Annotated in this window: 17 protein-coding genes, 16 tRNA genes and 1 rRNA gene; 6 read left to right on the plus strand and 28 right to left on the minus strand. The window is 47.9% G+C overall.

What is annotated here, in order from left to right:
• Positions 1-3: 3 nt before the first annotated feature.
• The 6 genes from V5J77_RS20940 to V5J77_RS20965 all read right to left on the minus strand — a co-directional run bounded on the left by V5J77_RS20940 (position 4) and on the right by V5J77_RS20965 (position 8,130).
• A complete protein-coding gene (locus V5J77_RS20940; protein ID WP_338552775.1) occupies positions 4-594 on the minus strand; it encodes a 4Fe-4S single cluster domain-containing protein in 591 nt (196 codons plus the stop codon).
• 17 nt (positions 595-611) lie between these two features.
• The gene (locus tag V5J77_RS20945; RefSeq protein ID WP_338556965.1) at positions 612-1,610 is read right to left on the minus strand and encodes a helix-hairpin-helix domain-containing protein; all 999 of its coding nucleotides are present in this window, start codon (positions 1,608-1,610) and stop codon (positions 612-614) included.
• A 104-nt stretch (positions 1,611-1,714) separates the two neighbouring features.
• Positions 1,715-2,461: a hypothetical protein gene (locus V5J77_RS20950; protein ID WP_338552776.1), complete on the minus strand. Its 747-nt coding sequence runs from the start codon at positions 2,459-2,461 to the stop codon at positions 1,715-1,717.
• Positions 2,462-2,472: 11 nt separating this feature from the next.
• On the minus strand, positions 2,473-2,697 hold the full coding sequence (locus V5J77_RS20955) for a DUF2997 domain-containing protein (RefSeq protein ID WP_338552777.1): 225 nt from the start codon (positions 2,695-2,697) through the stop codon (positions 2,473-2,475).
• Positions 2,698-2,725: 28 nt separating this feature from the next.
• A complete protein-coding gene (locus tag V5J77_RS20960) occupies positions 2,726-4,390 on the minus strand; it encodes an AAA family ATPase (protein ID WP_338552778.1) in 1,665 nt (554 codons plus the stop codon).
• Positions 4,391-4,707: 317 nt separating this feature from the next.
• The gene (locus V5J77_RS20965) at positions 4,708-8,130 is read right to left on the minus strand and encodes an S-layer homology domain-containing protein (protein WP_338552779.1); all 3,423 of its coding nucleotides are present in this window, start codon (positions 8,128-8,130) and stop codon (positions 4,708-4,710) included.
• A gap of 352 nt (positions 8,131-8,482) precedes the next feature.
• Between V5J77_RS20965 and V5J77_RS20970 the strand changes: the two genes are divergently transcribed.
• From V5J77_RS20970 to V5J77_RS20980, 3 genes are all read left to right on the plus strand, one after another.
• Positions 8,483-9,943: an MFS transporter gene (locus V5J77_RS20970; protein WP_338552780.1), complete on the plus strand. Its 1,461-nt coding sequence runs from the start codon at positions 8,483-8,485 to the stop codon at positions 9,941-9,943.
• Between the two features lie 67 nt (positions 9,944-10,010).
• On the plus strand, positions 10,011-10,787 hold the full coding sequence (locus V5J77_RS20975; protein ID WP_338552781.1) for an arylamine N-acetyltransferase: 777 nt from the start codon (positions 10,011-10,013) through the stop codon (positions 10,785-10,787).
• A 224-nt stretch (positions 10,788-11,011) separates the two neighbouring features.
• Positions 11,012-11,665, plus strand: coding sequence for a transcriptional regulator (locus tag V5J77_RS20980; protein ID WP_338552782.1), 654 nt, complete (start codon positions 11,012-11,014; stop codon positions 11,663-11,665).
• Positions 11,666-12,052: 387 nt separating this feature from the next.
• Here V5J77_RS20980 and V5J77_RS20985 read toward each other — a convergent pair whose 3' ends face one another.
• On the minus strand, positions 12,053-12,925 hold the full coding sequence (locus V5J77_RS20985; protein ID WP_338556967.1) for a sugar phosphate isomerase/epimerase: 873 nt from the start codon (positions 12,923-12,925) through the stop codon (positions 12,053-12,055).
• Positions 12,903-13,712 carry a phytanoyl-CoA dioxygenase family protein gene (locus V5J77_RS20990; protein WP_338552783.1) on the minus strand — a complete coding sequence of 270 codons (810 nt, stop codon included), beginning with the start codon at positions 13,710-13,712 and terminating at the stop codon, positions 12,903-12,905. The genes V5J77_RS20985 and V5J77_RS20990 overlap by 23 nt, the downstream gene beginning before the upstream one ends.
• A 305-nt stretch (positions 13,713-14,017) precedes the next feature.
• Here V5J77_RS20990 and V5J77_RS20995 point away from each other — a divergent pair, with 305 nt between their 5' ends.
• The 3 genes from V5J77_RS20995 (at position 14,018) to V5J77_RS21005 (ending at position 16,293) form a co-directional block, all read left to right on the plus strand.
• Positions 14,018-14,839, plus strand: coding sequence for a helix-turn-helix domain-containing protein (locus tag V5J77_RS20995; protein WP_338552784.1), 822 nt, complete (start codon positions 14,018-14,020; stop codon positions 14,837-14,839).
• 66 nt (positions 14,840-14,905) lie between these two features.
• Entirely contained in the window at positions 14,906-15,538 is a 633-nt protein-coding gene (locus tag V5J77_RS21000; protein ID WP_338552785.1) for a hypothetical protein, read from the plus strand.
• Between the two features lie 122 nt (positions 15,539-15,660).
• Positions 15,661-16,293: a nitroreductase family protein gene (locus V5J77_RS21005; RefSeq protein WP_338552786.1), complete on the plus strand. Its 633-nt coding sequence runs from the start codon at positions 15,661-15,663 to the stop codon at positions 16,291-16,293.
• 268 nt (positions 16,294-16,561) lie between these two features.
• On the opposite strand, the gene V5J77_RS21010 is transcribed toward V5J77_RS21005, so the two are convergent.
• From V5J77_RS21010 to V5J77_RS21105, 20 genes are all read right to left on the minus strand, one after another.
• Positions 16,562-17,239, minus strand: a complete 678-nt coding sequence (locus tag V5J77_RS21010; protein ID WP_338552787.1) for a MarR family transcriptional regulator — start codon at positions 17,237-17,239, stop codon at positions 16,562-16,564.
• A 26-nt stretch (positions 17,240-17,265) separates the two neighbouring features.
• On the minus strand, positions 17,266-18,939 hold the full coding sequence (locus V5J77_RS21015; protein WP_338552788.1) for an AarF/ABC1/UbiB kinase family protein: 1,674 nt from the start codon (positions 18,937-18,939) through the stop codon (positions 17,266-17,268).
• Between the two features lie 15 nt (positions 18,940-18,954).
• Positions 18,955-19,257 (minus strand): hypothetical protein, encoded by a 303-nt coding sequence (locus V5J77_RS21020; RefSeq protein WP_338552789.1) that lies wholly within the window; start codon positions 19,255-19,257, stop codon positions 18,955-18,957.
• A 272-nt stretch (positions 19,258-19,529) separates the two neighbouring features.
• A tRNA-Leu gene (locus V5J77_RS21025) sits at positions 19,530-19,608 on the minus strand.
• A 14-nt stretch (positions 19,609-19,622) separates the two neighbouring features.
• A tRNA-Arg gene (locus V5J77_RS21030) sits at positions 19,623-19,699 on the minus strand.
• Between the two features lie 14 nt (positions 19,700-19,713).
• Positions 19,714-19,787 (minus strand) — tRNA-Cys (locus V5J77_RS21035).
• 7 nt (positions 19,788-19,794) lie between these two features.
• Positions 19,795-19,869 (minus strand) — tRNA-Gly (locus V5J77_RS21040).
• A gap of 7 nt (positions 19,870-19,876) precedes the next feature.
• Positions 19,877-19,951, minus strand: a tRNA-Gln gene (locus tag V5J77_RS21045).
• A 31-nt stretch (positions 19,952-19,982) separates the two neighbouring features.
• A tRNA-His gene (locus tag V5J77_RS21050) sits at positions 19,983-20,058 on the minus strand.
• A gap of 24 nt (positions 20,059-20,082) precedes the next feature.
• Positions 20,083-20,156 (minus strand) — tRNA-Trp (locus tag V5J77_RS21055).
• Positions 20,157-20,162: 6 nt separating this feature from the next.
• Positions 20,163-20,246 (minus strand) — tRNA-Tyr (locus tag V5J77_RS21060).
• Positions 20,247-20,251: 5 nt separating this feature from the next.
• Positions 20,252-20,327: transfer RNA gene (locus tag V5J77_RS21065), tRNA-Thr, on the minus strand.
• A 33-nt stretch (positions 20,328-20,360) separates the two neighbouring features.
• Positions 20,361-20,436 (minus strand) — tRNA-Phe (locus tag V5J77_RS21070).
• Between the two features lie 12 nt (positions 20,437-20,448).
• Positions 20,449-20,525 (minus strand) — tRNA-Asp (locus V5J77_RS21075).
• 35 nt (positions 20,526-20,560) lie between these two features.
• A tRNA-Met gene (locus tag V5J77_RS21080) sits at positions 20,561-20,637 on the minus strand.
• A gap of 17 nt (positions 20,638-20,654) precedes the next feature.
• Positions 20,655-20,730, minus strand: a tRNA-Val gene (locus V5J77_RS21085).
• Positions 20,731-20,801: 71 nt separating this feature from the next.
• Positions 20,802-20,876 (minus strand) — tRNA-Glu (locus V5J77_RS21090).
• A 35-nt stretch (positions 20,877-20,911) separates the two neighbouring features.
• Positions 20,912-21,002 (minus strand) — tRNA-Ser (locus V5J77_RS21095).
• A 4-nt stretch (positions 21,003-21,006) separates the two neighbouring features.
• Positions 21,007-21,082 (minus strand) — tRNA-Asn (locus V5J77_RS21100).
• Positions 21,083-21,161: 79 nt separating this feature from the next.
• Positions 21,162-24,094, minus strand: a 23S ribosomal RNA gene (locus V5J77_RS21105).
• Between the last annotated feature and the right edge of the window lie 26 nt (positions 24,095-24,120).

Below are 24,120 nucleotides of genomic sequence, written 5' to 3' on the forward strand. Positions count from 1 at the left end.
CCCTCACAGATCCAATAAAGCCCTTAAATCCTTCAGCTCGGCCAAGCCATTGATCATCACTCTGCCATCAGGCGTAATGCGCACCTCAAGCCGGTTTGGAATGTCAGTTAAACTTTCTTTGAGGTCGAGGTAGCGATCAGTGAGAAAATGGTAGCGTTGATTGGCCGAGCCAACCCACGGCCTGCTCGTATCGAGGCGTTCCCGCTCGAAAGGCCCGTCAATGAGCAAGTCGGTGGCAGCAAGCAGCTCCAGCCAATCCGCTCTGCCTGCACTCCGCAAATTTTCAACTAAATAACCGGTAAAGGTCATGACTGACAAGCCAGATGCACGCAAAATACGGGCAAGCCGCGCTAATTCACCCGCCTGCTCGAATGGCTCGCCGCCCAGAAAAGTAATTCCCTCTACTTCAGGCCCATTCAAAATTTGCTCCGCCAGCTGTTCAACCTCCATCGTCATACCGCCGTCCTCCGGCCAAGTAAACGGCACAGCGCAGCCAGGGCAATGAATCGGGCAGCCTTGCACTTGAAGACAGGCACGAATGCCGGGCCCTTCAACAGCGGTCGAGGGAAGAAACCGATGCACGCGCAACACCATTTCACATGCTCCTTCCTTTAATAATCCACGATTCGTCCCCCACCTGTGCTTGTACGTTGCTGCAAAGGGCGAAATATTGTCATTGGACGTAGACGTTCAACATGATGCGGTTTTAAATCCAGCAACTGGCCTAATTGCTCTACATTCTCAAAGCCGCCATTCCGTTCTCGCTCCTGCATAATACGCTTGGCGGCTACAATACCAATGGCGGGAAGATCAAGCAATTGCTCCAATGATGCTACGTTGATATTAATACGTTTTGAAAGCTCTATATTATTTAACAATGATGAACTTGTATCAAGCGCCTGTTCTACTTCTTTGTCTATATCCAGAATCGGAGCTTGAGTTATGGTTACAGGCAGCGAAGCAAGCAAAACGGGTAAAAATAAGGCCATTAGCTCCTTGTGCTTCAATAGGGGTACCCATTGTGCCATTCCTTGCTTCCATACAAACGTTTCTGACAGTTGCAACTGCTTTTCTTCGATTATATTTTTCAGTTCCAGAGCGCTATATGGTCCGTACTGCTGACCAGCGGCAGCTACCATCCACACCTCACCTGGATCAGAGAGCAGGGAGGAACTAACTTCACTTCCTGTTAATAAAGAAGAATCAACTTCTCTTCCAATGTAGGATTGCAAACGCTGCAGCAGTTGAATTAGATCATTAAGTTTGATTGGCTCTCCCAAAACACTAAAAACATCTCCCCTGCCAAATTCCATTTCATACTTACTAATCTTTTTTATATTGGCATGGAGAAACTCCGTCCAGCCTAAGCTTGATCTATGAGATTTGACGGTCCAATCATTTCTCCAGTAAACGCCATTAAGACCGATTGCCATACCTCGTTTACAGCTCCCAAATAAAGTCGTATCTATTAGTGCGATCACATACTCATTAGCCGGGATTGGAATCTGAGTGCGAGCATTTTTCAATTTTTTCCAAGGAATCATATCTGCTACATAATAACTGCTTCCCGAATACCCTGCACAAATATCGATCAGATGATTAATGTCCATCTCTCTCAAGCTAGCCACCCCCTAGAATGCACGAAAAAAACGCTTGATTGTCAAAGATTCATAACATGGGATACAGAACTCTTTGCTTATAAACAGGGGTTACATCACCTCTCAACATTCAGCGTAATCACAATCGAGTTGTCCTCCAGCACCTGTTCACTTTCGACAGACATTTTTTTCTCTGCTGCACGCTGCATGAGCTTTTGATAGACCATATCCTGCACGCAGCGCTTGTAATCCTCATCCACATCTGATAAATATTCATATATCTTTTTTAGGTCTGGGGCATTTTGAATCTCTACATAAAATGGATGGTCAGCGGACTGACGAAAGGTTAGTACGGATTGCTCCACCTTGCAAATAATAGCGTCGCCTTGACGAAGCGGATTGACTCCAAACTCTTTAAGGGTACGAAACAATAGCTCTCCGTCACGGAAATTCGTTGGATAGGAGGGCAACGGTGCTGTTGAAGCCAATTGCTTGACGAACCTCGCGGAAATACCAACAGCAGTGGAATCAAACATATGACGTCCAGCGGCATCGTTAATGCTGTGCATAAACGATCCAATCAATTCTGTTGAATCATATTTTGAAAAGATGGCCGTCCATTTTCCATCCTCATGCTCCCAGGTCATAAATTGCTTGTCCCCCGCGATATGGGTTTTAATGACACCAAGCCACTTCTCTGCATCATAGCCTGCTTTCCGTACAATCCTCACAATCTCCAATTCATTTTGAAAATGGGTTGGCTCCTTCACCTTCATTGAATTTGCAAAATTTTCAAAGTTTTTCTTCCCCATGACGATCCGCAACGTTAATGCAACAGGGATAAGCGCAATAGAAACTGACATCTACATACCCCCTATTTCGTTTTATTTTGCTCTGTCGAATGGATTTGATTTTGCTCATTGACCTCATGCTCGGACTCATAATATTCGGCTGTATATTCGGAATCTATCGTTTCTGCATCCAGCAGTTGTTCAAGAATGCTAATATAGTCGGTACATCCCTTCCCCTTGAATCCCAATACGTCGGCCTCGATTTTTCCATCGGGGTAAATGCGAACGCGAATTTGTTTGGATGACATTCAGCCAACCTCCTACTTAGACTCGTACTTAGAAATCTATTGCTCTGCCGCCGCGCTTCAGCTTTATATCCTCTTCCTTCGGTTCAGGCACCTCCCGCTTGCCTGGCTCCAGCCTGTATTCCTCCCGATCCTCCTGCGGAGTTGCAGCAACGGCACGGACATTCGCCCATTCGCGTATGCCTTGAATTTGTTCGGCTTGTGTGACCGACAGCGGCACCATCGTTTGAATCGCTTTCCTGAAATCTTCAAGCTGAATGCTTCGATCCTCTGAAAAAGCCTCAAACATCGCACTAATGACGATTTGCTCTACTTCCGCCCCGACATACCCTTCGGTCATGCCAGCTAAAAGGTCAAGATGCTCATCCGTTAGCTGAAAGTCGCCTACCGACTTAGGAGATTTCAGTCTTTTCACAATATGCAGCCTAAAAATGTCTTTCCGCTCTTTATAAGTCGGTATATCCACGAAAAAAATTTCATCAAAGCGGCCCTTTCGCAGCATTTCTGCGGGCAAGGCGTGAATATTATTTGCCGTGGCGATGACGAACACCGGCTTTGTTTTCTCCTGCATCCAGGTTAGAAAGGTGCCGAATACACGATTCGATGTCCCGCTGTCACCGCTTCCCGTCATGCCGCTAAAGCCTTTTTCAATTTCATCAATCCATAGAATGGAAGGAGAAATGGCCTCGACCGTCTTGATCGCTTTGCGCATGTTTTCCTCACTGCTGCCAACAATTCCGCTGAATATTTGACCTACATCCAGACGCAGCAGCGGCAGCTTCCACATGGCGCTAATGGCTTTGGCAATCAAGCTTTTTCCACAGCCGGGAACGCCTGTGATGAGCACCCCCTTCGGTGCAGGCAGCCCATATTGTGCGGCCGAATCCAGCCATGATTTATTGCGCTTGAGCAGCCAGCGCTTTAAATTTTCCAGCCCGCCGACATCCTCGATTTTCAAATCCGATTTAATGAACTCCAAAATCTCGGACTTTTTAATAATTTGACGCTTCTCTTCCAAAATGATTTCCACATCATGCTTATCGAGCTTGCCGTCCTCAACCATGGCTAGAGCAAAAGCATTTTCCGCCTCATGCAGCGTTAAACCAAGAGCCGCCTTCGCCAGCCTTTCTACGTCCTCTGGCGTTAAATCAATGACGATACGTCCGCTCATCTGATTAGCCTCGACCATTTCGAGCAGCATCGTTTTTATTTCCACAAAGGTCGGCAATTCAAAATCGACAATCGTTATTTCCTTTTGCAAATCCGAGGGCAGGGTGAGGGTTGGGCTCAGGAGGATAACATTTTTCGGCTTCACGCTTCGCTTCAATGCCGGAATGAGATCACGAATTTTACGTATAATCTGATGATCTGCCGGCCTTCCCCCGCCGCCGAGAAAGATATGAAAATCTTTTAGCACGAATACAGCAGGCTCCTCAGAGGCTTCAATCATTTCCAAGCACCGGAGCGGGGATTTGGATTCCTCTCGGCCACGCTGTCCTTCCTCAGCTAAACCATCGGTCATGCTCCATATAAATACTTTACGAACCGTTTTAATTAAAGCTTCATTTTTCACTGCGGAATCTATGACGGAAAGCGCCCGCTCCTCTTCCCATGTCGGTATGTATATAAACGGAAATCGTGCGCGCATCAAATTCGACAAATGCCTTTTGAACTCCAATAATGTGGTTTCTCCCATATGCTTAGTGACCCCTCTATAAAACTAGAATACTTATTTCACAAAACCTTCTATACAAGTTTAAACGGCCGAAAGCCGTCATTTGGCGGTAATGCTAACGTTTTGCCGTGAAATATAAGCGGAGTAAGGTGGGAAACTTATACATGCTTATATTTTAAAAATTCGACATAATTCGGCTTATTTCCTGCCCTTCTGGGTGCTTCCGTTCGTTTTTTCGCTCCCCACAAAGCGATGAAAAAGCTAAAAAAAGCAAAAAACACCTGTAAGCTACAGATGTCTTTTACCTCGTCCTTTTGCTTAAGCGTTATAGCAATCTACTAACTAATAAATCCTGCTGCTTGCATAAACCGATTCAGCATCACTGCCGCCTGTGCTCTAGTTGCAAAGTCTTTAGGCGCGAATATTTGGTCAGCCATTCCAGTAATAATTCCTGCTTTAGCTGTCTCGGCAACCGCGGCTTCTGCCCATGGGGAAATGAATTGCTGATCGCTAAATGCAGACTGCGCCCCGCCAGCTACTGGCTCAGTTCCTTCTTTGGAGGCAATCGCCAATGCTCGGGCAATCATAACCGCCATCTGTTCGCGGCTGATTTGCTCATTGGGACCAAAGCGCTCCAATGTTAGCCCCTGAACGAGCCCCGCTCTCACTGCTGCCTCTACAGCAGAAGCATACCATGCAGTCGGAGCGATATCCGCAAACCTTCGATACGCGGAGTCATGCTCTAAAGCTATCCCCATGGAGCGTACGAGCAAGGAAGCAAATTCAGCCCGCGTAATGCTATCATTTGGTGCAAAAAGATCAGCGGAAATACCATTTACAATGAGCCTCGAAGCAAGCTGCTCAACCTCTGCTTTCGCCCAGTGCCCTTGCATATCAGCAAAGTTAGGCTTGCCCTTCTTAATTACTGCATAGATGCTATGATGTGTTGTTTTCATGACAGCCTGCTTGCTGCCATCATTTCTTGCACCCAGCTGGGTTGGAATATAGGCAGCCTGTCTTGTCGCAGGATTATAATGAACGGCAAACACCGTATCTCCCGCGACCGTCTGATCAAACACAATGGCTTGAACCATATACGACCCGCCAAAATCGCTAATGTCCACCGTCTGCCCATTCGCTTCGGCCTTTACTTTGAAATCAATAACTTCGCCTAATAGACTGAACCCTCTATCATTCCCGACCCGTATTAGCTCATTTCGCACAGTATCACTGACCTGCTCCATCGTCGAAGTGATTTTCAAATCGGAAATGGAAACGCCTATTCGCTTCGCGAGATTTTCCAAATCAAGTACGCTAGCCTTAAGCTGCATACTTGAGCCTTTTAATTCAACCTCGATCGCTGCATTCGGGTAAGACTTCCCGATAGCAGCAATCGCTGAAGCCGGGAGCTGAACTTGAACGGCGCTTTCCTTATTGTCGATTCTGATGATAATAACCGGATTCGCTGTGTCCTTTAGCTGACCAGCAGCCTGATTCAAAATACTTTCCGGGACGCTCAGCTTTTGCACATTCGTCCCATCCGATTTTTTCTCCGTCATCAATACAGCAGAATTAACGATGATCACAACTCTGCCTGACGAATCCTTTACAATTTGATAGCTCGGCCGTTCATCTGATGAAGCCGAAGCTGGATTAGGTGACGAAATTGGTGTTGCTGTTGGGCTTGGTGTCGGTGTCGGTGTCGGGCTCGGGCTCGGCGTAGAATCACTTAGCGTTACCGTCAGCGTCTGAGCTGCTCCCCCGCTAAACGTAAACGTCAAGCTCGTTGTCCCAACCGGCTGCGTCATCAAGTATGACTTTAGAATCGTTACAGTGCCGCCTATTACGGTATAATCCGTTCCTGGCGTGAGTGCTGCTGCGCCGTTAGCAACGCTGCTTAGCGTATTGCCGTTAAGCGTCAGCCCTATTTGCACATCCACGTTGTCTATTGCTCCCGTATATTTATCGAAGCTCGCAGCCACCGGGCTGATGAGACTATCACTCGGCAGTGGAACAATGTTCGCAACCTCCGTTTTTCTCACCGTCTCATTGCCCGCCATATCCTTGGCGTAAATCGTATAGCTGCCATTGCTAGCTACATCAAAGCTGCCGATAGTTAATATGTCGGTTCCAGCACCCGCAAATGCGGCAGCATGATGATCGCCTGGCAGCCATTTCAAGCTGTATAGCGAATTGCCTATGCCGTAGGTGGAGGCTGTCACGTTCAACGTAACCGGATCATTCGTCGGCGCTGTCGTTGACGGCATTATCGAAAGAGCTGGTGCGTCCGGCATCGCAACCTGAAAAGCTACATTATTCGTTGTCCTTGCAAAATAAATGTCATCTCCTAAATATCTCGCAGTTAAAGCACGAGTGCCTAGCTGAAGCGGCGATACCTCTAACGTTGCACTTCCGTTTGCAGCAAGGGAAGAGGTGCCAAGCAGCAAGGCTCCGTCTCTGAACTCAACATCTCCTGTCGGCATGTCGAAATCGCCAGTAATAGAGGCGGTCAAAGTAACTGGCTGGAGGTAGGTAGACGATGCTACTGACGTTTGCAGCGTTACCTCAGGCTGCAGCCATATTTTTTCGGGCGTTGCTTGCGCTCCGTAGCCATTTTGCCCATCACCAAGCATATTTTGTATTCCCCATGACCATAAGCGGCCGTCCTGATCAAGACCATAGGATACATCAAAGCCAGCGGCTAGAGAAACAAATTGAATAGACGTCCCATTATGAGACACAGCTACTTTTTGAGGATCGGCATTTAAGGTTGTGCCGTCTCCAAGCTGCCCTGAGGCATTCATTCCCCAGGTCCACATATCACCGTGCTCATCGAGCGCCAGGGCATGCTTGTTGCCTCCTGAAACCTGTGAGAACTTCACCGGATTCCCGTTTTCCAGCACCGAATTTTTCTCTGGGAACCATCTAGTGCCGGAGCCTTGTCCATCCCCAAGCTGTCCTTGATCGTTTCCTCCCCAGCTCCATAGGCTGCCGATGCTATCAATAGCTAGAACCAGAAACGTTCCCGTACCATAGCCTGCTCCAACCGCAATGAATTGAAATTCGGCTTCCACCGCACCATCCATCACCGATAATCGCGATGGGATGTACTGGCCACGGAAAATCTCCCAGATATGCTGAGTCGAGTCGATTGCGATTCCATCCTCCTCATTTCCCTCCAGCGTTTCAAAAACGACAGGGTCTCCGTTACCGTCTGTCAGTTCTCTTTTAGTAGGAATATAAGGATCAGGCGTCCACGTTCTGAAGCCCCATATCCACAGCTTTCCATCGCTGTCCAATGCAAGGGAGCTGGAGCGCAGGGAGGCGATTTTCTTAAAGGTGACCGCCGTTCCGCCGTCCATCACTTCAATCTTGGTCCAAACCATCGTACTCGTGGTCCCAGCGCCAAGTCCCAATTGACCCGCTCCATTATCTCCTGTCGACCACAAATGACCATTAGTGTCCAAAGCAAGTGCAGAGTTAAAGCTCGGCTTCACTTCCTTGAACGTTACAGGCGCTCCATTATCCATAACCGTAATCTTCTTGGGAATAAGCGAGGAGACGCTCGTCCCATCCCCGAATTGACCCGAAATGTTGCTGCCCCATGCCCAAATCTGACCACTTGCATCAAGTGCCATCGTCGTGTTTAGTTGCGAAGCAACGGATGTGAACATCATACCGGCTGCACTTGCCTTTGGCGGCATCAGCATCGGAGGAATAAATAATAGGACAACCATCATTACAGCAAACCATCTTTTCACAAAAATCCCCCTTGATCATCTCGGTTTAGCTTATCCCTTAAGGAATGATAGATTCTGACGCTTCATGCATCATTATATTAAGCTATATTGTATTTTTCTAAATCATTCTACCATAATATATGGAAGGGCATTATATTTTCATTCTATTTCCTAACTACTGAATGGCTGCTAAAATGAGCATTCAAACTGCTGAGTTATAATAAATAATTATACGAGAAGGATTGATAAGCTTCCGTTCCAGCTTGCCTCCTCTGTTCCAAATTTGAATCTTTAGTGTCCATCCTATTTTACTGCCCTTGTATAGTGGTAGAATAGAGTATTCCGTTCAATAAATAAATGAGGAGTATGACAAGTGCGGTCACATCCAATCTATTTTTTACGTATGACAGGTTTGTTAGACGGTATTTCTTTATTAGTATTGCTAGGCATCGCCATGCCCTTGAAATATATTTGGGGGTTCGATAAAGCCGTCACGATAGTGGGAAGCATTCACGGGGGGATTTTCTGTTTATATGCAGCAGCTATCCTTTATGCCGCCATTCGGGTGAAGTGGAGCCTGCTATGGTCTGCCGCAGCCGTCATCGCCGCTTTTGTGCCCTTCGGCAACTTTGTGCTCGACTGGAAGCTGAAAAAGGTGCAGGCGAGCTATAGCTTGCGGCCGTTTAACTACGCTGTGCTCGTTTACAGCATTGTGTTTTTTTCCTTCTTCGATTTATTTTCCCAGCTTCCGGTTATGAGCACATTTGCTGCCTCCGTCGGAGCCAGCTCGTTTATTGTAGGCTTCGTCATTGGGCTGTATTCGTTATCCAATACGCTTGGCAACATTTTATCGGGCATTATGACGGATCGGATTGGGCCCTTCAAGCTGTTAATGGCCGGGCTCGTGTTATCCAGCTGCGCGCTGCTGCTTTATCATTTTGTGGAAGAACCGTTATTCCTGATCATCGTTCGAATCATTCACGGCTTTGTCGCTGGATTAATCGTCCCTGCTGCCTTTACCTTCTCGGCCAATACGACGATTAATAATCAGCAGGGCAAGAAGGTCGCCTTTACCGGTACCTTTGTTGGGCTAGCCGCTATTATCGGCCCTGCTTTCAGCGGCATCATGGCTAGCAAAACGTCCGTACCCTTCGTGTTTACATGCGTAGCTGGGCTGGGCTTTGCTCTTGCGATTTTGTCGGCCATCTTTCTTAGCAAATACAAAATTTCGAAGAAAGAGAAGGGCGAGGCTGCGGCTCCATTATCCGGCTCGGTGTGGAATGCTGGAGTGATCAAAGCGTATAGCGGCGCCTTTTTCCTCATGTTCTCCCAAGGCGTCATCGCTTACTTGCTCCCTTTGCATGTGCAGTCGTTAGGCTATGATTCAAGATTAAGCGGCACATTAATGAGCACATTCGGCATCATTGCGGTACTTATTTTTGTGCTTCCGACCAACCGCATTTTTGATCGCGTTGCCCCGTCCATTACGATGGCACTAGGCATTGGCCTAATGGGAATAAGCCAGCTGCTCATTAGTCAAGCGACGACAACACTAACGCTGTATAGCGTGCTCGGCCTTTACGGAGTTGGCTTCGCCTTCCTATTCCCATCAATAAACACAATGCTTATTAGAGCTACGCCAGCGCAGCTGCGCGGCAAAGCATACGGCTACTTTTACGCCTGCTTTTCCTTAGGAGTCGTGGTCGGATCTTCCTTGCTGGGCTGGCTGCCCTTTGGCACCCTGCAAGGCTTTATGTTCACAGGTGTCGTCCTGCTGCTTTTTGCTGGTTTTGTTGCATTGAATGGCAAAAAAGATCGTGCGTTGAGCTACTAGCATTGGAATTTAAAATCCTACTTCCAAGCTGCGCCAGCGCTTGAGAAATCTTTTGGAGGCATGGACCATGAATGAACTTAACGCTTTATTTCGCAAAAGAGTAGGTCTATCGGAAAACGAAGCTATCCCTTTCGATCGCTTAGCCGATGTACTTGAGAGAACGGCAAAAGCCGTGCCTTTTGAAAATTTAAATATTATAAGCAAAACCGCCGCCGTTATTACTGAACAATATGTCATTCAAAAAATATTGAGGGATCAAGAAGGCGGACTTTGCTATGAAATAAACGCGCTACTTTACCTTTTTTTAATTGAAAATGGGTTTAACGCTGTTTTAACGCGCGGGGTTGTCTACAATCATGATACGCAAGCGTATGCCACGCTGGGAAGAACGCATTTAACGATTTTGCTCACTCACGAAGAGCAAACCTATGTGCTGGATTCGGGCTTTGGAGGTAATTTGCCCTTAAAGCCCGTTCCCTTCACAGGCGAAACGGTAACGTCGAGCAATGGACAATTTCGCATTAAAAAAGAAACTAGCGAGCACGGAGACTACATTTTTGAAATGAAGCTCATGCATAAGGATACCGTTTGGAAAATCGGCTACGCCTTCGATTCCCAAAAGCAGCTAACCGACCTAACAGAATGCAATGCCATTCGTAAAATCGTATTCGAGCATCCTGAATCCCGATTTAATAAGCATCCGCTGATTACACAGCTAACAGATGATGGAAGCGTGACATTAACCAATACATCCCTTACGGTATGGAAGGCTGGTGTCTTAACAAAAGAACTAATAGATATGGAGAGCTACGAAAGGCTGCTGGAGCAGCATTTTGGAATGTAGAATATGAGCTGCGCGAGCTTGAAAAGAAATGATTTATTGTTCATTTAATAATCTCACGATATAATAACAGCATAAAGGTCGTGAAGAACACGCCGCTTCCACATATTGAACAGCCTGATTAAGTAATTAGGGTGTCCATATGCGGAAGCGGCTTTTGTTTTTTAATACGGCGATATGGGTTACAAGTAAACAAATCTAATTAATTGCAGAAGGAGGAAAGCACAATGTCACGCTTTGAGCAGCAATATGATGAATGGATGCAGGAAAATCTTAATAATGAAAAGAACCCTCGCAGACTGGAGCTCCTTCACAAAGGACTCGGTCATGGAACGAAAGAATTCCTTAGGTCCGTATGGTTTCCCGCCGTAGGTCATTTTAACCACCTGCTGCCTGAGTGGGAGGTGCGTGATTTCAATAATGGCTACCGTTATCTGGATCTTGCCTATATGCCTTCTGTCGGTGCAAAGGGCGGGATAGAAATCCAAGGCTATGGCCCTCATGCCAGAGATCTTGATGTAAGACGCTTTAAGGATTTGTGTCGACGCCATAGCTTATTGTCACTAGATGGATGGACATTTCTCCCCATCGCCTATCCTTCAATCGTCGACGAGCCAAAGCAGTGTCAGCAGCTCGTTCTAGCTTTTATCGGAAAATTTATAGCAACCGACGTATCCTCCTCCTTATCCTGGCTTGAAGCCGAAACCGTTCGGTTAGCTCGCCGCCTTTTGCGACCAATATGCCCGATGGAGCTCAGCAGTCATCTTAGAGTAAGTGACCGACATGCCAGACGTATATTGCATGAGCTAGTTGAGCTTCAAATAATGGAAATTGCGAGTGGTCAACTGCGCGCCCGTACCTATAGACTTCGGTATGAATGACAAAATAACTAGGAAGCACTATCATCCTAACCCTAATATGTCGGACACAGGAGGCGTTAATTGTTACAATCAACGGTTTATTAGAGTGCCTGCGGACTCAGATGACGCTAATAGCTGCAAAATCCCCGCATTGGCTTGGTTTTTCAAGCAATAACGGCTTTACTGTCCCCTTGCGCACTCAAATGAACAAAATCGTTGAAATAGCGCCTCTACAGTCCTCGAGCATAGTTCAGAGTGACATATTTTTTGAAAGCGGAATATTAAACAACACCAACCATTCAGGAAATCCCCCGAATAAGCATACAAAAAGCGCCAGTACAGCAAGTATGTCTGCTTATACCGACGCCTTCTCACTCTATTGCTGCAACAAAATGCTGCACCTTGGACTCAAACTAAACATTCCCACAGCCTGCGTGCCCGCTCGGCATACAGAAGCGATTCACGCCAGCGGTCGCTTAACTCAACCATTGTCCCTTCACCTGTGTCCTCAACTGTGTGACGGGTCATCGCATAAGGAGGCGGCCCCAGCTCGCAGACGAATGGAAAGCTGTCCCCTGGCTGCGAACGCTGGAGCCAATACTCCATCCCCTTGCGCCACCAGCGGTCAAAATGCGGAAGCATTGCCTTCGCCTCTTCATGCTCCATGCCAATCTGAATTTGCTCCCCGTTTGACACGCGAGCATGAATACTGCTCGTATGCGCGAGAAGCTGCTGGAGCAGGTGCTCGGCCTCAGGCTGAATACTCCGCATTTCTCCAGCAAGCACATAATGGGAAAAATCAATCGTAAGCTCCAGCTGCTCCAAATTTCGCACATAATGGGCAGTCCGAATTAAATCCTGCGTAATTGTTCCCCGATGAGTCTCGACGTAAACCGGAATGCCCGCTTGGCGGGACAGCTCCTTAATGGCTCCAAGTAAAGCCTCGGCTTCCATTCCCGTTACGAATGGCGTCATAACCTGTGCATTAATGAAAGGAATGCCGCCGAAGCGTACCGCTCTTTCCAAAAAGATTTCCATATCCTTCGCGCTGGCAGGATACGCATTGACACTCAGCTCAAGCTGATGCTGCGCCAGCTGTTCCCTCCACTCCGCCTCATGCTCCGGCTGAGGAATAAAGCCATTAATTCCATCGAATCCTGCGATTGCGATCCGCTTTATTTTCTCCGCTGTCGTATCGGCAGCAAAATCTGGCACCTGCTCCATGCCCCACCAGGACATATGAACACTGAGCTTGCGGTCAATGCGGGTAATCGGCTTCATATTCAATGCCGCATGGCCCCCCGTCTGGATTATTCTCAAGCTCTATGACACTGCCGTCTGCCCGAAACAGCGGATGGTAAAAATGGCTAATATGCGTCGCGGATTCATTGGCATAATGGCAAATAAAGGCGCGTCGGAATCGATCCTTCGTTTTGTTGCGGTAAGAGCCGTGAATGAGATTGCCGTTGAAAAACAACGTATCTCCCCGCTCCATCCGGGCAGGAACCGGCTTGTTGTCTTTCGGCGGCTTGACGAAATGCTTCGTAAACGACTCCGTCACATCCGCCTCCTCCGGACAGGACAGCTCGTAATCATGCGTCTTTGGCACAACCAGCATCCCGCCATTTTCCTCATCGGCCGCGTCTATGGCAGTCCATGCAGCAATGCAATTGCCCGGCTCCACCTTCAAATAAAAATTGTCCTGATGCAGCGCCTGTCCCCGCGAGCCCGGCGGCTTGTAGTAGAACATGCTTTGCGCAGCAATCGGCTCCTCTTCAAATAAATCCCGCAAGACATTGAGCACAGGCTCGTGCAGCATGTAACGCTTAGCCGTTTCATTGATTCGATGAGGATGCATAACCCGAGGATAACGCTTGAGCGGATCGTTCGTCTCCGCGCTCAAATCAGGCTCAAAATAACCGGGAATAACCTGCTGGCTAATTCCTTCAAAGGTCGAGTCGATCTCGGCGAGATGCTGCTCGCTGAATAAATTTTTAACGATTACATATCCTTCGCGACGATACTGCTCCATTTGTTCAGCGGTTAAAGCTACGGCACCAGATGTCATACGTATTCGCTCCTTTTTCATATAACGGCACTTTGTCGCACCTGATATTTAAGGTTTTATTGGTGTGGCTTGATAAATCTAGTATAGTGCGAACCCCCTTTGGGAAGGAATGAACAATCATACTGAAAACTACATCAATTCTGCTATATCAATTCCGCAATCAAAAATAACAGCGTATAAAAATCACTTCTTTTTCCGATTCAGCTAAGCTTAAACAGCTAGTTTTCAGATCAATAGCCAATGCGGCGGCAATAAGGTAAACTAATTGTATTCTGCAAGTCCATCATGAGAAGGGTGGCGCTGCCATGAAGCGAAATAATTTGGACAACCGCCTAGAGAAGGCCGCTGCCGAGCCATCCGTTATTTTTGCTGGTCATTTTACGGAAAATGATCATTACTACACGGTGCGGCCACACGGCAGAAGCGATTGGCTGATGCTTTATACGCTGCAAGGCGAAGGCTTTGCTCTGACCAGCGATTCACACAAGTGCTGCTTGCCGGGTGAGCTGACGCTTATACGGCCAGGCTGCATGCATGAATATGGCACGGCGGCGGGAAAAACGTGGCAATTTGTCTGGGTTCATTTTCCCGATGTAATGGCTGAAACTCGGCTGCTCCCGACCTTTGATCTGATCTCGCACTCGATTCGTCAGCCCTCAGCGGGTAAACGAATTTATCGGGCTTTTCGACGAATTTTGACCGACTCGCTGGCGGGCAGCCTGTATGGTGAATCGTTATGTGAAAACTCGCTGCGCGAAATTTTGCTGCTGCTTGCTCAGCAGATTAACAGCAAAGCAGATGCTCGCATTGAAGAAGCGATGCACTTGCTCGCCGTTCACATGACTCAGCCGCTTTCTATTGGGGAGTTGGCTCATACGATTGGACTTTCTCCATCCAGATTATCCCATCTCTTCAAGGCTTCAACGGGGTATTCCATCATTGATATGCACAATCGGATGCGTATTCGCCAAGCTGCCTTGCTGCTGGAGCATACGAAACGGAGCGCTTCTGAAATCGCTTTTAACGTAGGGTATCAAAACTATAACCACTTTGCCGTGCAATTTAGCAAGGTTTATGGCCTTTCCCCCCGCGCTTACCGCAGCTGGAAACAAACGGATGATGAATAAGCACAACAATAAGTGGAAACAAAACGGACAGAGATGGTAAAATAGGTTTAAGGAAGGAGGTCAACTATGACCACGGAAAACGAAGTAAGCGAAGAGGAACAACAAAGCGCGAACCTACAAGAACAAGAAGCGAAACAAATTATTTTGGCGGTATATACTCACACGCTCCAAATGCTTCAAGCCGAGTTTGACGCCTATCAGGTTGAGGGACAGATCACTAACAATCCCAACTACGGCCCCCTATTTGCCTACCGCTTGAAAGAGTCGGATAGCGATAAGGAGTATGCTTGCGGCTTCTTCATTAATGAATTGATTGAGAAGCATAAGGATCCTGAGAGAGCCAGCCAGTGGCTCGCTTCCTTCTATATTGATATGATTGACAGCGGTGTCAACAAGCCGCTTCAGACACCTCCACAGTCCGAAGACGAAGCTAAGAAGCTGATCGATGAATATATCGTGCCGCATTGCGCTAAGTCAGTTCGGGAAGAATTTAGTCCTGAGCCGGTTTATGTAGATTTGGACATGAATGAGCAAATTGGACCGGTTATCGAAGCCGGATTCCCTGCCATTACGGAAGGTAACAATGTATGTGCGATGCCTTTTGCCTACTTGCTCACGCTTCATCTAATGAATCGTGATCCAGCAGATCCGCTCGTTCATGGCCTGTACAAAATCCGTGCAGAGAACGGCTTGGAATAACAATTGACAATCGGCTCTGCCGACAATTATACTGTACATAAAAACAGTACAGTTCATCGTTCTTTTTTGGCATGGTATGCCGAATGCTGAACGCATTTGATCTGCAAAGAGGAGTGTCATTTTTGTCTAATTCCGAAAGTTCATTCAGCACGGTTATCCGCGAGCGCCGTTCGGTTCGCAAATACGATCCAACCTACAAAATGACGCAGGAAGACATTCAAGCTATTATCGCTGATGCTGTTCTTGCGCCGTCTGGAAGCAATCTTCAGCCTTGGCGTTTTCTAGTCATTACCGATCAGGAAACGAAGCAAAAGCTGCTTCCTATTGCTTTTAACCAAGAGCAGATCGTGACTTCGTCTGCTGTCATTGCCGTTATGGCCGATTTGGAGTTTTATAAACATGCCGAGCGCATCTATGAAAAATCAATCGAAGCTGGCTATATGACCCGCGAAGCAGCAGATAAGCTCAGAACGAATATGACAGGCTTCTATGCAAATGCTCCTGCTGAACGACTGCTATCCTCTGTGCTCGTTGACGGCGGACTCGTGTCGATGCAGCTCATGCTCGCAGCGCGTGCAAGAGGCTTCGATACCGTGCCAATGGCTGGTTACAACGTAGCGAGCTTCCGTGAGCTGATGAATGTGCCTGAAAACTATACGAATGTCATGCTGATTGCCCTTGGCAAAGCGTCTGAGGCAGGTCATCCAACTACCCGTCTGGATGTGAACGACGTTACGTATTGGAATCATTTCTAAACGAACGAAGCGTAAATGGCTTTAGCCGTCCTATTGCGGCCAAGCTTCCGTTTCGTGCTGAAATATAAGCCTATTTATTCGTGTGAAACTTATAAATTCTTATATTTTAAACATAAGACCGTTTTCCACTGGAGCTGCCTAGCGACGCCTCCTTTGGAAAACGGTCTTTTTTTCAAATTTAACGTTCGATGCAAAACGATGGCAAGCAGCTCTATTAGGAAGAAGAGATGCTCCCCATAGCCCTTGATCAATGATGGAGCTGCTTGCATTAAGCAAGTGCCTCCTTGATGAACTCGGACAACAGGCTTTGTTCTTTATTAGATAGATTCTGGATCATACTTACGAACTCCGATACTAGCTCCGTAATTTCTGTGCCTAGCTCCTCTTGAACGGTTTGGATGACCGTACCTAGAACCGTTCCAACAAATACGAGCAGCCCGGAATGGTCGTTCGGCGTTTTATTAACAAGCAGGTGAATGGTACTCTTGGGCTTGCCTCCAAGCTTCTTCAAGTAGGCTAGCAGCAGCCCAATGATGTAGCCGCAAAATTCAATATGGGTCGCTTTGCTAGGAAGGCCATCCAATATTTTTCTAAGCAGCTCATTGATATTCATATGGTTCTTGCCGCTGAGCAATTGCTTAATCGTACTTGCAGTTGCCTCCCAGTCTCCAGGATTAACCAAGTTATAACGCTCCTGGCGAAAGAGCTCCACCGCCTTGACTGTTGGTGCAAACACAACCTGTGACCTGCCTGTTTCTTTATCATTAACCTCGTAGCTGCGTGATACAAAACCCACCTTCTCTATTTCCTTCAGCATGTCATAGGCTGTCCATTTGCTTACGCCTAGAGCTTTCGCTAACGTCTCATAATGAATCGGTAATGAAGTGTGTTGATACAATTCAATCAGCTGATCCAGAAATTGCATTCTGCGTTTCGTTAGCCCCATAAATTCCCCCCTATTCTCGGCTAACATTAGAAACGTCCCGAGCGGATAATCGCATAGATCAGCCAAATAAACATAGCCAAGGTAACACCAAAGCCGATTTCTATAACAGGTAGTCCCCAGAACAGCGTTTGGGAGTGGTTTAAGGCAGCACCTACAATCAAGCCAACCATCACTAAACTAAGCGCAAGCAGGACAATACTGAATGACAGCTGGTTGCTGATCCGATCCATTTTTTTCATGAGCGTGTCAAGCTGAGGTGATTCCACTTCCATTCGTAGTTTACCCTTCCGTACGACGAGAGAAAGCTGCTTCAAAGTGACCGGAATGTCGCTGATGAGCTTGAAATAATCTGGTGCCTCTTCCAGCAGCCCTCTCCATATTTCCCTTGGGTCCAATTGCTCTACAAACAGTTTTTTGCCAAATGGCTCAGCAATATCAAAAATTTTAATTTCAGGATCGAGCGCAACCGCCACCCCTTCCATCGTAAGCAAGGATTTGCCGAGCAGCGTTAATTCAGAAGGAATCCGAATATGATGTCGGTTAGCAACCATAAATAAATCTCCAATAGCTGTTCCAAGGCTTATCTGATTGAGCGGCACCTGATAATACTTCTCCCGCATTTCATCCACATCAGCATATAATTTACTCTGATCGACCTCATCAGGCATAACTCCCATATTCGAAATGGCTCGAATAACGCCCTTAGAGCTTTGATTGCGCAAGGCGATTACAAGCGTAGCAAAATGCTTTTTCGTACCAGGAGATAACCGCCCTACCATTCCAAAATCAATTAGCGCCAGTCGGCCGTCAGGAAGCGCCATGACATTACCCGGATGCGGATCACCATGGAAAAAGCCATCGACTAAAACCTGATGAAAAATCGCCGTTGCCAGCCGCTCTGCAAGCTGTTTGTTGTCTAGCCCCATTCGTTTAAGCTGCTGCCTATCGGAAAGCTTCACTCCGTTTACATAGTCTGTCGTCATTACACGCTTCGTACTATATTCCCAATGCACCGAAGGTACAAAAATATACGGCAGCTTCTTACTATAAGCAATAAACTTTTCTGCACTATGCGCTTCCATCGTATAATCCATTTCCTGACGAAAAGCTTTACTCAATTCCTCAACAATCTCAATGAGACGATAGTGTTGGGCAAACTCAAAAGCTCCTTCACCCAATTTAGCCATATCCGCTAATATATTTAAATCCGTTTCAACCAGCTTTTGAATGCCAGGACGCTGCACCTTAACGACAACCTCTGTTCCATCCCGCAGCGTAGCTCGATGAACTTGGCCGATGGAGGCCGCTGCAATCGGTGTACTGGAAAAGTTAGTAAACAAATTTTCGATCGTATCACCAAGCTCTGTCTCAATAATTTGGCACACTTCCTCATACGGAAAAGCAGGCACATGGTCCTGCAAGCGCTCCAATTCAACCAAAATATTTGCCGGAATTAAATCTGGCCTCGTGCTTGCAATTTGTCCCAGCTTAACAAAGGTTGGACCTAGTTCCTCCAGCAATGTCCGAATGCGTTCGCCAACGCTTCTAGTTTGAATCTCTTCTTGCTCCGGTTTGCGTATAAACTTCAATCTATCCCTGGCTCCGATACCATCTGATACATATCCCAGCCCATTTCGTGCTATCGCAGTCACAATTGTTCGATATCGCTGCAACTGCCTAATCCTTTTTCCGTGCTGCAATCGTGTAGCCCCCTGTCACTCCGTGCTTTGCTCTTTCTGCTCAAGTGCATCCAGCCGTTTTTCAAGTCGCTCGATATCCTCGCGGGTAGCTATTTTCCCTTCACTTAAAATAGTTCTTACTCGTTCCTGAGCCATGGCTTCAATCTGCTCACGCAGCTCTTCCCCTTTTTGAAGAAGTGTATCGGTTAAAGTTTTGGATTCTTCTTTACTAACTTGACCTTTCTGCACCAATTCCTCAATCGTTTTTTCCACCTGCTCCTTACCGGTAACCGCGATCCCCATTGCCAACGACATAGCTTTGCTTATTGTATCTTTCATCTTCAAACAGCTCCTTTGCTTCTATAGATATTAAAATACACAAAAAACCAAAAAACTATACAAAAAAAGATGCGCCCTGCTACACTAGACTAGATGTTGCTCACTTACATTGAAAACATTACCTAACAGTTTTTTTGAATTTTTGTGTCTAGAGATTACCACTAAAATAATAAGCTGTCAAATGGTCATCAAACCAAACTGCTCCGTTCTAATTTATAACGAAAAACGCTGATCACAAATTTTGTGATCAGCGTTTCGATAACTTGCATATATGCCGGCGAGAGGACTCGAACCTCCACGGTTTCCCTCACGATTTTGAGTCGCGCGCGTCTGCCATTCCGCCACGCCGGCGTTTTAAAGAATAATGGCGTGCCCTAAGAGATTCGAACTCCTGGCCTTTTGATTCGTAGTCAAACGCTCTATCCAGCTGAGCTAAGGGCACACACTATAAAATTGTGGAGGCGCCACCCAGACTCGAACTGGGGGTAGAGCTTTTGCAGAGCTCTGCCTTACCACTTGGCTATGGCGCCATAAAGATGGAGCGGACGACGAGATTCGAACTCGCGACCCTCGCCTTGGCAAGGCGATGCTCTACCACTGAGCCACGTCCGCAAAAGAATGGCTGGGGATTCAGGGATCGAACCTGAGAATGACGGAGTCAAAGTCCGTTGCCTTACCGCTTGGCTAATCCCCAACAATTGGTTTTTTGAAATTTTGAACAATAATGGGGCGGACGAGGGGAATTGAACCCCCGAATGTCGGATCCACAAACCGATGCGTTAACCACTTCGCCACGACCGCCATATTATATTGTCCTGTTTTGATTGGCAGGGGCAGCAGGAATTGAACCCACACCAACGGTTTTGGAGACCGTTGTTCTACCCTTAAACTATGCCCCTAAAAACTGGTGGAGGATGATGGATTCGAACCACCGAACCCGAAGGAACAGATTTACAGTCTGCCGCGTTTAGCCACTTCGCTAATCCTCCATAAGTGGTGCCGTCGAGAGGACTTGAACCCCCAACCTACTGATTACAAGTCAGTTGCTCTACCAATTGAGCTACAACGGCATGGTACAATCATTTCTTTAGCAATCATCTTAATGGTGGCTCGGGACGGAATCGAACCGCCGACACGAGGATTTTCAGTCCTCTGCTCTACCGACTGAGCTACCGAGCCAGATGCTTTAAATGGCGGAGCTGACGAGATTCGAACTCGCGGTCTCCTGCGTGACAGGCAGGCATGTTAGGCCTCTACACCACAGCTCCACATCATATTCTCGGATCATTCCGAAGGTAAAGTTTGGTTGCGGGGGCAGGATTTGAACCTGCGGCCTTCGGGTTATGAGCCCGACGAGCTACCGGGCTGCTCCACCCCGCGTCATCTCAAAAGCTATATGGTGGAGGCTGAGGGGATCGAACCCCCGACCCTCTGCTTGTAAGGCAGATGCTCTCCCAGCTGAGCTAAGCCTCCATGTTGCTTAAGCGACTTTTATATCATACCACTTTTTAAAGCGTTTTGCAAGTGCTTTTTTAAAAGTTTTTTGGTGACCCGTAGGGGACTCGAACCCCTGTTACCTCCGTGAAAGGGAGGTGTCTTAACCACTTGACCAACGGGCCATACTGAAATTCTACCAACATACTTTAAGTAAGTATGGCAGAGAGGAAGGGATTCGAACCCTCGAGACCCGGTTAGAGCCTACACGATTTCCAATCGTGCTCCTTCGACCACTCGGACACCTCTCTATAATGGCTCCCCGAACAGGACTCGAACCTGTGACAACTCGATTAACAGTCGAGTGCTCTACCAACTGAGCTATCAGGGAATATAAAGCATAACATACAAGGTATTGCTACCTTGAAAACTGGATGCGAAAGACAAGCTCTGAAACTTTAGCGTGTTATTAGGATAAGCCCTCGACCGATTAGTATTCGTCAGCTGCACGCATTGCTGCGCTTCCACCCCGAACCTATCAACCTCGTCGTCTTCAAGGGGTCTTACTAATTGGGAAATCTCATCTTGAGGGGGGCTTCGCGCTTAGATGCTTTCAGCGCTTATCCCGTCCGTACTTGGCTACCCAGCGGTGCTCCTGGCGGAACAACTGGTACACCAGCGGTACGTCCATCCCGGTCCTCTCGTACTAAGGACAGCTCCTCTCAAATTTCCTGCGCCCGCGACAGATAGGGACCGAACTGTCTCACGACGTTCTGAACCCAGCTCGCGTACCGCTTTAATGGGCGAACAGCCCAACCCTTGGGACCTACTTCAGCCCCAGGATGCGATGAGCCGACATCGAGGTGCCAAACCTCCCCGTCGATGTGGACTCTTGGGGGAGATAAGCCTGTTATCCCCAGGGTAGCTTTTATCCGTTGAGCGATGGCCCTTCCATTCGGTACCACCGGATCACTAAGCCCGACTTTCGTCCCTGCTCGACTTGTTGGTCTCGCAGTCAAGCTCCCTTATGCCTTTGCACTCTCCGAATGATTTCCAACCATTCTGAGGGAACCTTTGGGCGCCTCCGTTACATTTTAGGAGGCGACCGCCCCAGTCAAACTGTCCACCTGACACGGTCCCCGAACCAGTTTCATGGTCCTAGGTTAGAACTCCGATACGATCAGGGTGGTATCCCAACGTCGCCTCCACACAAGCTGGCGCTCATGCTTCAATGGCTCCCACCTATCCTGTACAGATCGTACCAAAGTTCAATATCAAGTTACAGTAAAGCTCCATGGGGTCTTTCCGTCTTGTCGCGGGTAACCTGCATCTTCACAGGTATTAAAATTTCACCGGATCTCTCGTTGAGACAGCGCCCAAGTCGTTACGCCATTCGTGCGGGTCAGAATTTACCTGACAAGGAATTTCGCTACCTTAGGACCGTTATAGTTACGGCCGCCGTTTACTGGGGCTTCGGTTCACAGCTTCGGGTTACCCCTAACCGCTCCCCTTAACCTTCCAGCACCGGGCAGGCGTCAGCCCGTATACTTCGCCTTACGGCTTCGCACAGACCTGTGTTTTTGCTAAACAGTCGCTTGGGCCTTTTCACTGCGACCCCCTCGGGCTATTCACCCTACCGAGGTACCCCTTCTCCCGAAGTTACGGGGTCATTTTGCCGAGTTCCTTAACGAGAGTTCTTCCGCGCGCCTTAGCATGCTCTGCTCGCCTACCTGTGTCGGTTTGCGGTACGGGCACCTTCACCTGGCTAGAGACTTTTCTCGGCAGCCGGAGTGCATGACCTTCGCTACTGTAATTTTCGCTCCCCATCACAGCCCAGCCTTACGATGAGCGGATTTGCCTACTCATCAGCCTCACTGCTTGGACGGACTATTCCATCAGTCCGCGTCACTGCCCTTCTGCGTCATCCCATTGCTCATAACGGTTTACGGTGGTACAGGAATTTGAACCTGTTGTCCTTCCACTACGCCTTTCGGCCTCGCGTTAGGTCCCGACTTACCCTGAGTGGACGAGCCTTCCTCAGGAACCCTTAGGCTTTCGGCGGACAAGATTCTCACTTGTCTTTTCGTTACTCATACCGGCATTCTCACTTGAATACAGTCCAGCACTCCTTACGGTATACCTTCAACCTATATTCAACGCTCCCCTACCCAAGTACCATTCGGTACATGTCATAGCTTCGGTGGTGTGTTTAGCCCCGTTACATTTTCGGCGCAGAGTCACTCGACCAGTGAGCTATTACGCACTCTTTAAATGGTGGCTGCTTCTAAGCCAACATCCTGGTTGTCTTTGCAACTCCACATCCTTTCCCACTTAACACACACTTGGGGACCTTAGCTGATGATCTGGGCTGTTTCCCTCTTGACAATGGATCTTAGCACTCACTGTCTGACTCCCGAGAAGCACGTCTATGGCATTCGGAGTTTGACTAGACTTGGTAACCCTTGGCGGGCCCCGCACCCAATCAGTGCTCTACCTCCACGACGTTCATACCTCGAGGCTAGCCCTAAAGCTATTTCGGGGAGAACCAGCTATCTCCGAGTTCGATTGGAATTTCTCCGCTACCCCCACCTCATCCCCGCACTTTTCAACGTGCGTGGGTTCGGGCCTCCAGTGCGTGTTACCGCACCTTCACCCTGGACAGGGGTAGATCACACGGTTTCGGGTCTACGACCACGTACTTATTCGCCCTATTCAGACTCGCTTTCGCTGCGGCTCCGTCTTCCCGACTTAACCTTGCACGTGAACGTAACTCGCCGGTTCATTCTACAAAAGGCACGCCATCACCCCTAAATTGGGCTCTGACTTTTTGTAAGCGCACGGTTTCAGGTTCTTTTTCACTCCGCTTCCGCGGTGCTTTTCACCTTTCCCTCACGGTACTGCTTCACTATCGGTCACTAGGGAGTATTTAGCCTTGGCAGATGGTCCTGCCGGATTCCGACGGGGTTTCACGTGTCCCGCCGTACTCAGGATCCGTCTCGGAGAGCGTGTATTTTTGGCTACAGGGCTTTTACCTCTTCTAGCGGGCCTTTCCAGACCTCTTCGCCTAATACACACCTTTGTAACTCCATGTAAGACGTCCTACAACCCCAAGGAGCAAGCTCCTTGGTTTGGGCTAATCCGCTTTCGCTCGCCGCTACTGACGGAATCACTTTTGTTTTCTCTTCCTCAGGGTACTTAGATGTTTCAGTTCCCCTGGTATGCCTCAACCTGATCTATGTATTCAATCAGGAGTAACTGTCCATTACGACAGCTGGGTTTCCCCATTCGGAAATCCCCGGATCAAAGCCTGCTTACGGCTCCCCGAGGCAGTATCGTTGTTCGCCACGTCCTTCTTCGGCTCCTAGTGCCTAGGCATCCTCCGTGCGCTCTTATTAGCTTAACCAGATGCTACAGTATACTCGATTAGCC

Origin of the sequence: Paenibacillus sp. KS-LC4, from assembly GCF_036894955.1 — a bacterium.
Classification (GTDB): Bacteria; Bacillota; Bacilli; order Paenibacillales; family Paenibacillaceae; genus Pristimantibacillus.

What these genes read in the sequence shown, in the direction of transcription:
- V5J77_RS20940 (WP_338552775.1), bottom strand. Translation starts at nt 594, where the DNA reads ATGGTGTTGCGCGTGCATCGGTTTCTTCCCTCGACCGCTGTTGAAGGG.
- V5J77_RS20945 (WP_338556965.1), bottom strand. Translation starts at nt 1,610, where the DNA reads ATGGACATTAATCATCTGATCGATATTTGTGCAGGGTATTCGGGAAGC.
- V5J77_RS20950 (WP_338552776.1), bottom strand. Translation starts at nt 2,461, where the DNA reads ATGTCAGTTTCTATTGCGCTTATCCCTGTTGCATTAACGTTGCGGATC.
- V5J77_RS20955 (WP_338552777.1), bottom strand. Translation starts at nt 2,697, where the DNA reads ATGTCATCCAAACAAATTCGCGTTCGCATTTACCCCGATGGAAAAATC.
- V5J77_RS20960 (WP_338552778.1), bottom strand. Translation starts at nt 4,390, where the DNA reads ATGGGAGAAACCACATTATTGGAGTTCAAAAGGCATTTGTCGAATTTG.
- V5J77_RS20975 (WP_338552781.1), top strand. Translation starts at nt 10,011, where the DNA reads ATGAATGAACTTAACGCTTTATTTCGCAAAAGAGTAGGTCTATCGGAA.
- V5J77_RS20980 (WP_338552782.1), top strand. Translation starts at nt 11,012, where the DNA reads ATGTCACGCTTTGAGCAGCAATATGATGAATGGATGCAGGAAAATCTT.
- V5J77_RS20985 (WP_338556967.1), bottom strand. Translation starts at nt 12,925, where the DNA reads ATGAAGCCGATTACCCGCATTGACCGCAAGCTCAGTGTTCATATGTCC.
- V5J77_RS20990 (WP_338552783.1), bottom strand. Translation starts at nt 13,712, where the DNA reads ATGACATCTGGTGCCGTAGCTTTAACCGCTGAACAAATGGAGCAGTAT.
- V5J77_RS20995 (WP_338552784.1), top strand. Translation starts at nt 14,018, where the DNA reads ATGAAGCGAAATAATTTGGACAACCGCCTAGAGAAGGCCGCTGCCGAG.
- V5J77_RS21000 (WP_338552785.1), top strand. Translation starts at nt 14,906, where the DNA reads ATGACCACGGAAAACGAAGTAAGCGAAGAGGAACAACAAAGCGCGAAC.
- V5J77_RS21010 (WP_338552787.1), bottom strand. Translation starts at nt 17,239, where the DNA reads ATGGGGCTAACGAAACGCAGAATGCAATTTCTGGATCAGCTGATTGAA.
- V5J77_RS21020 (WP_338552789.1), bottom strand. Translation starts at nt 19,257, where the DNA reads ATGAAAGATACAATAAGCAAAGCTATGTCGTTGGCAATGGGGATCGCG.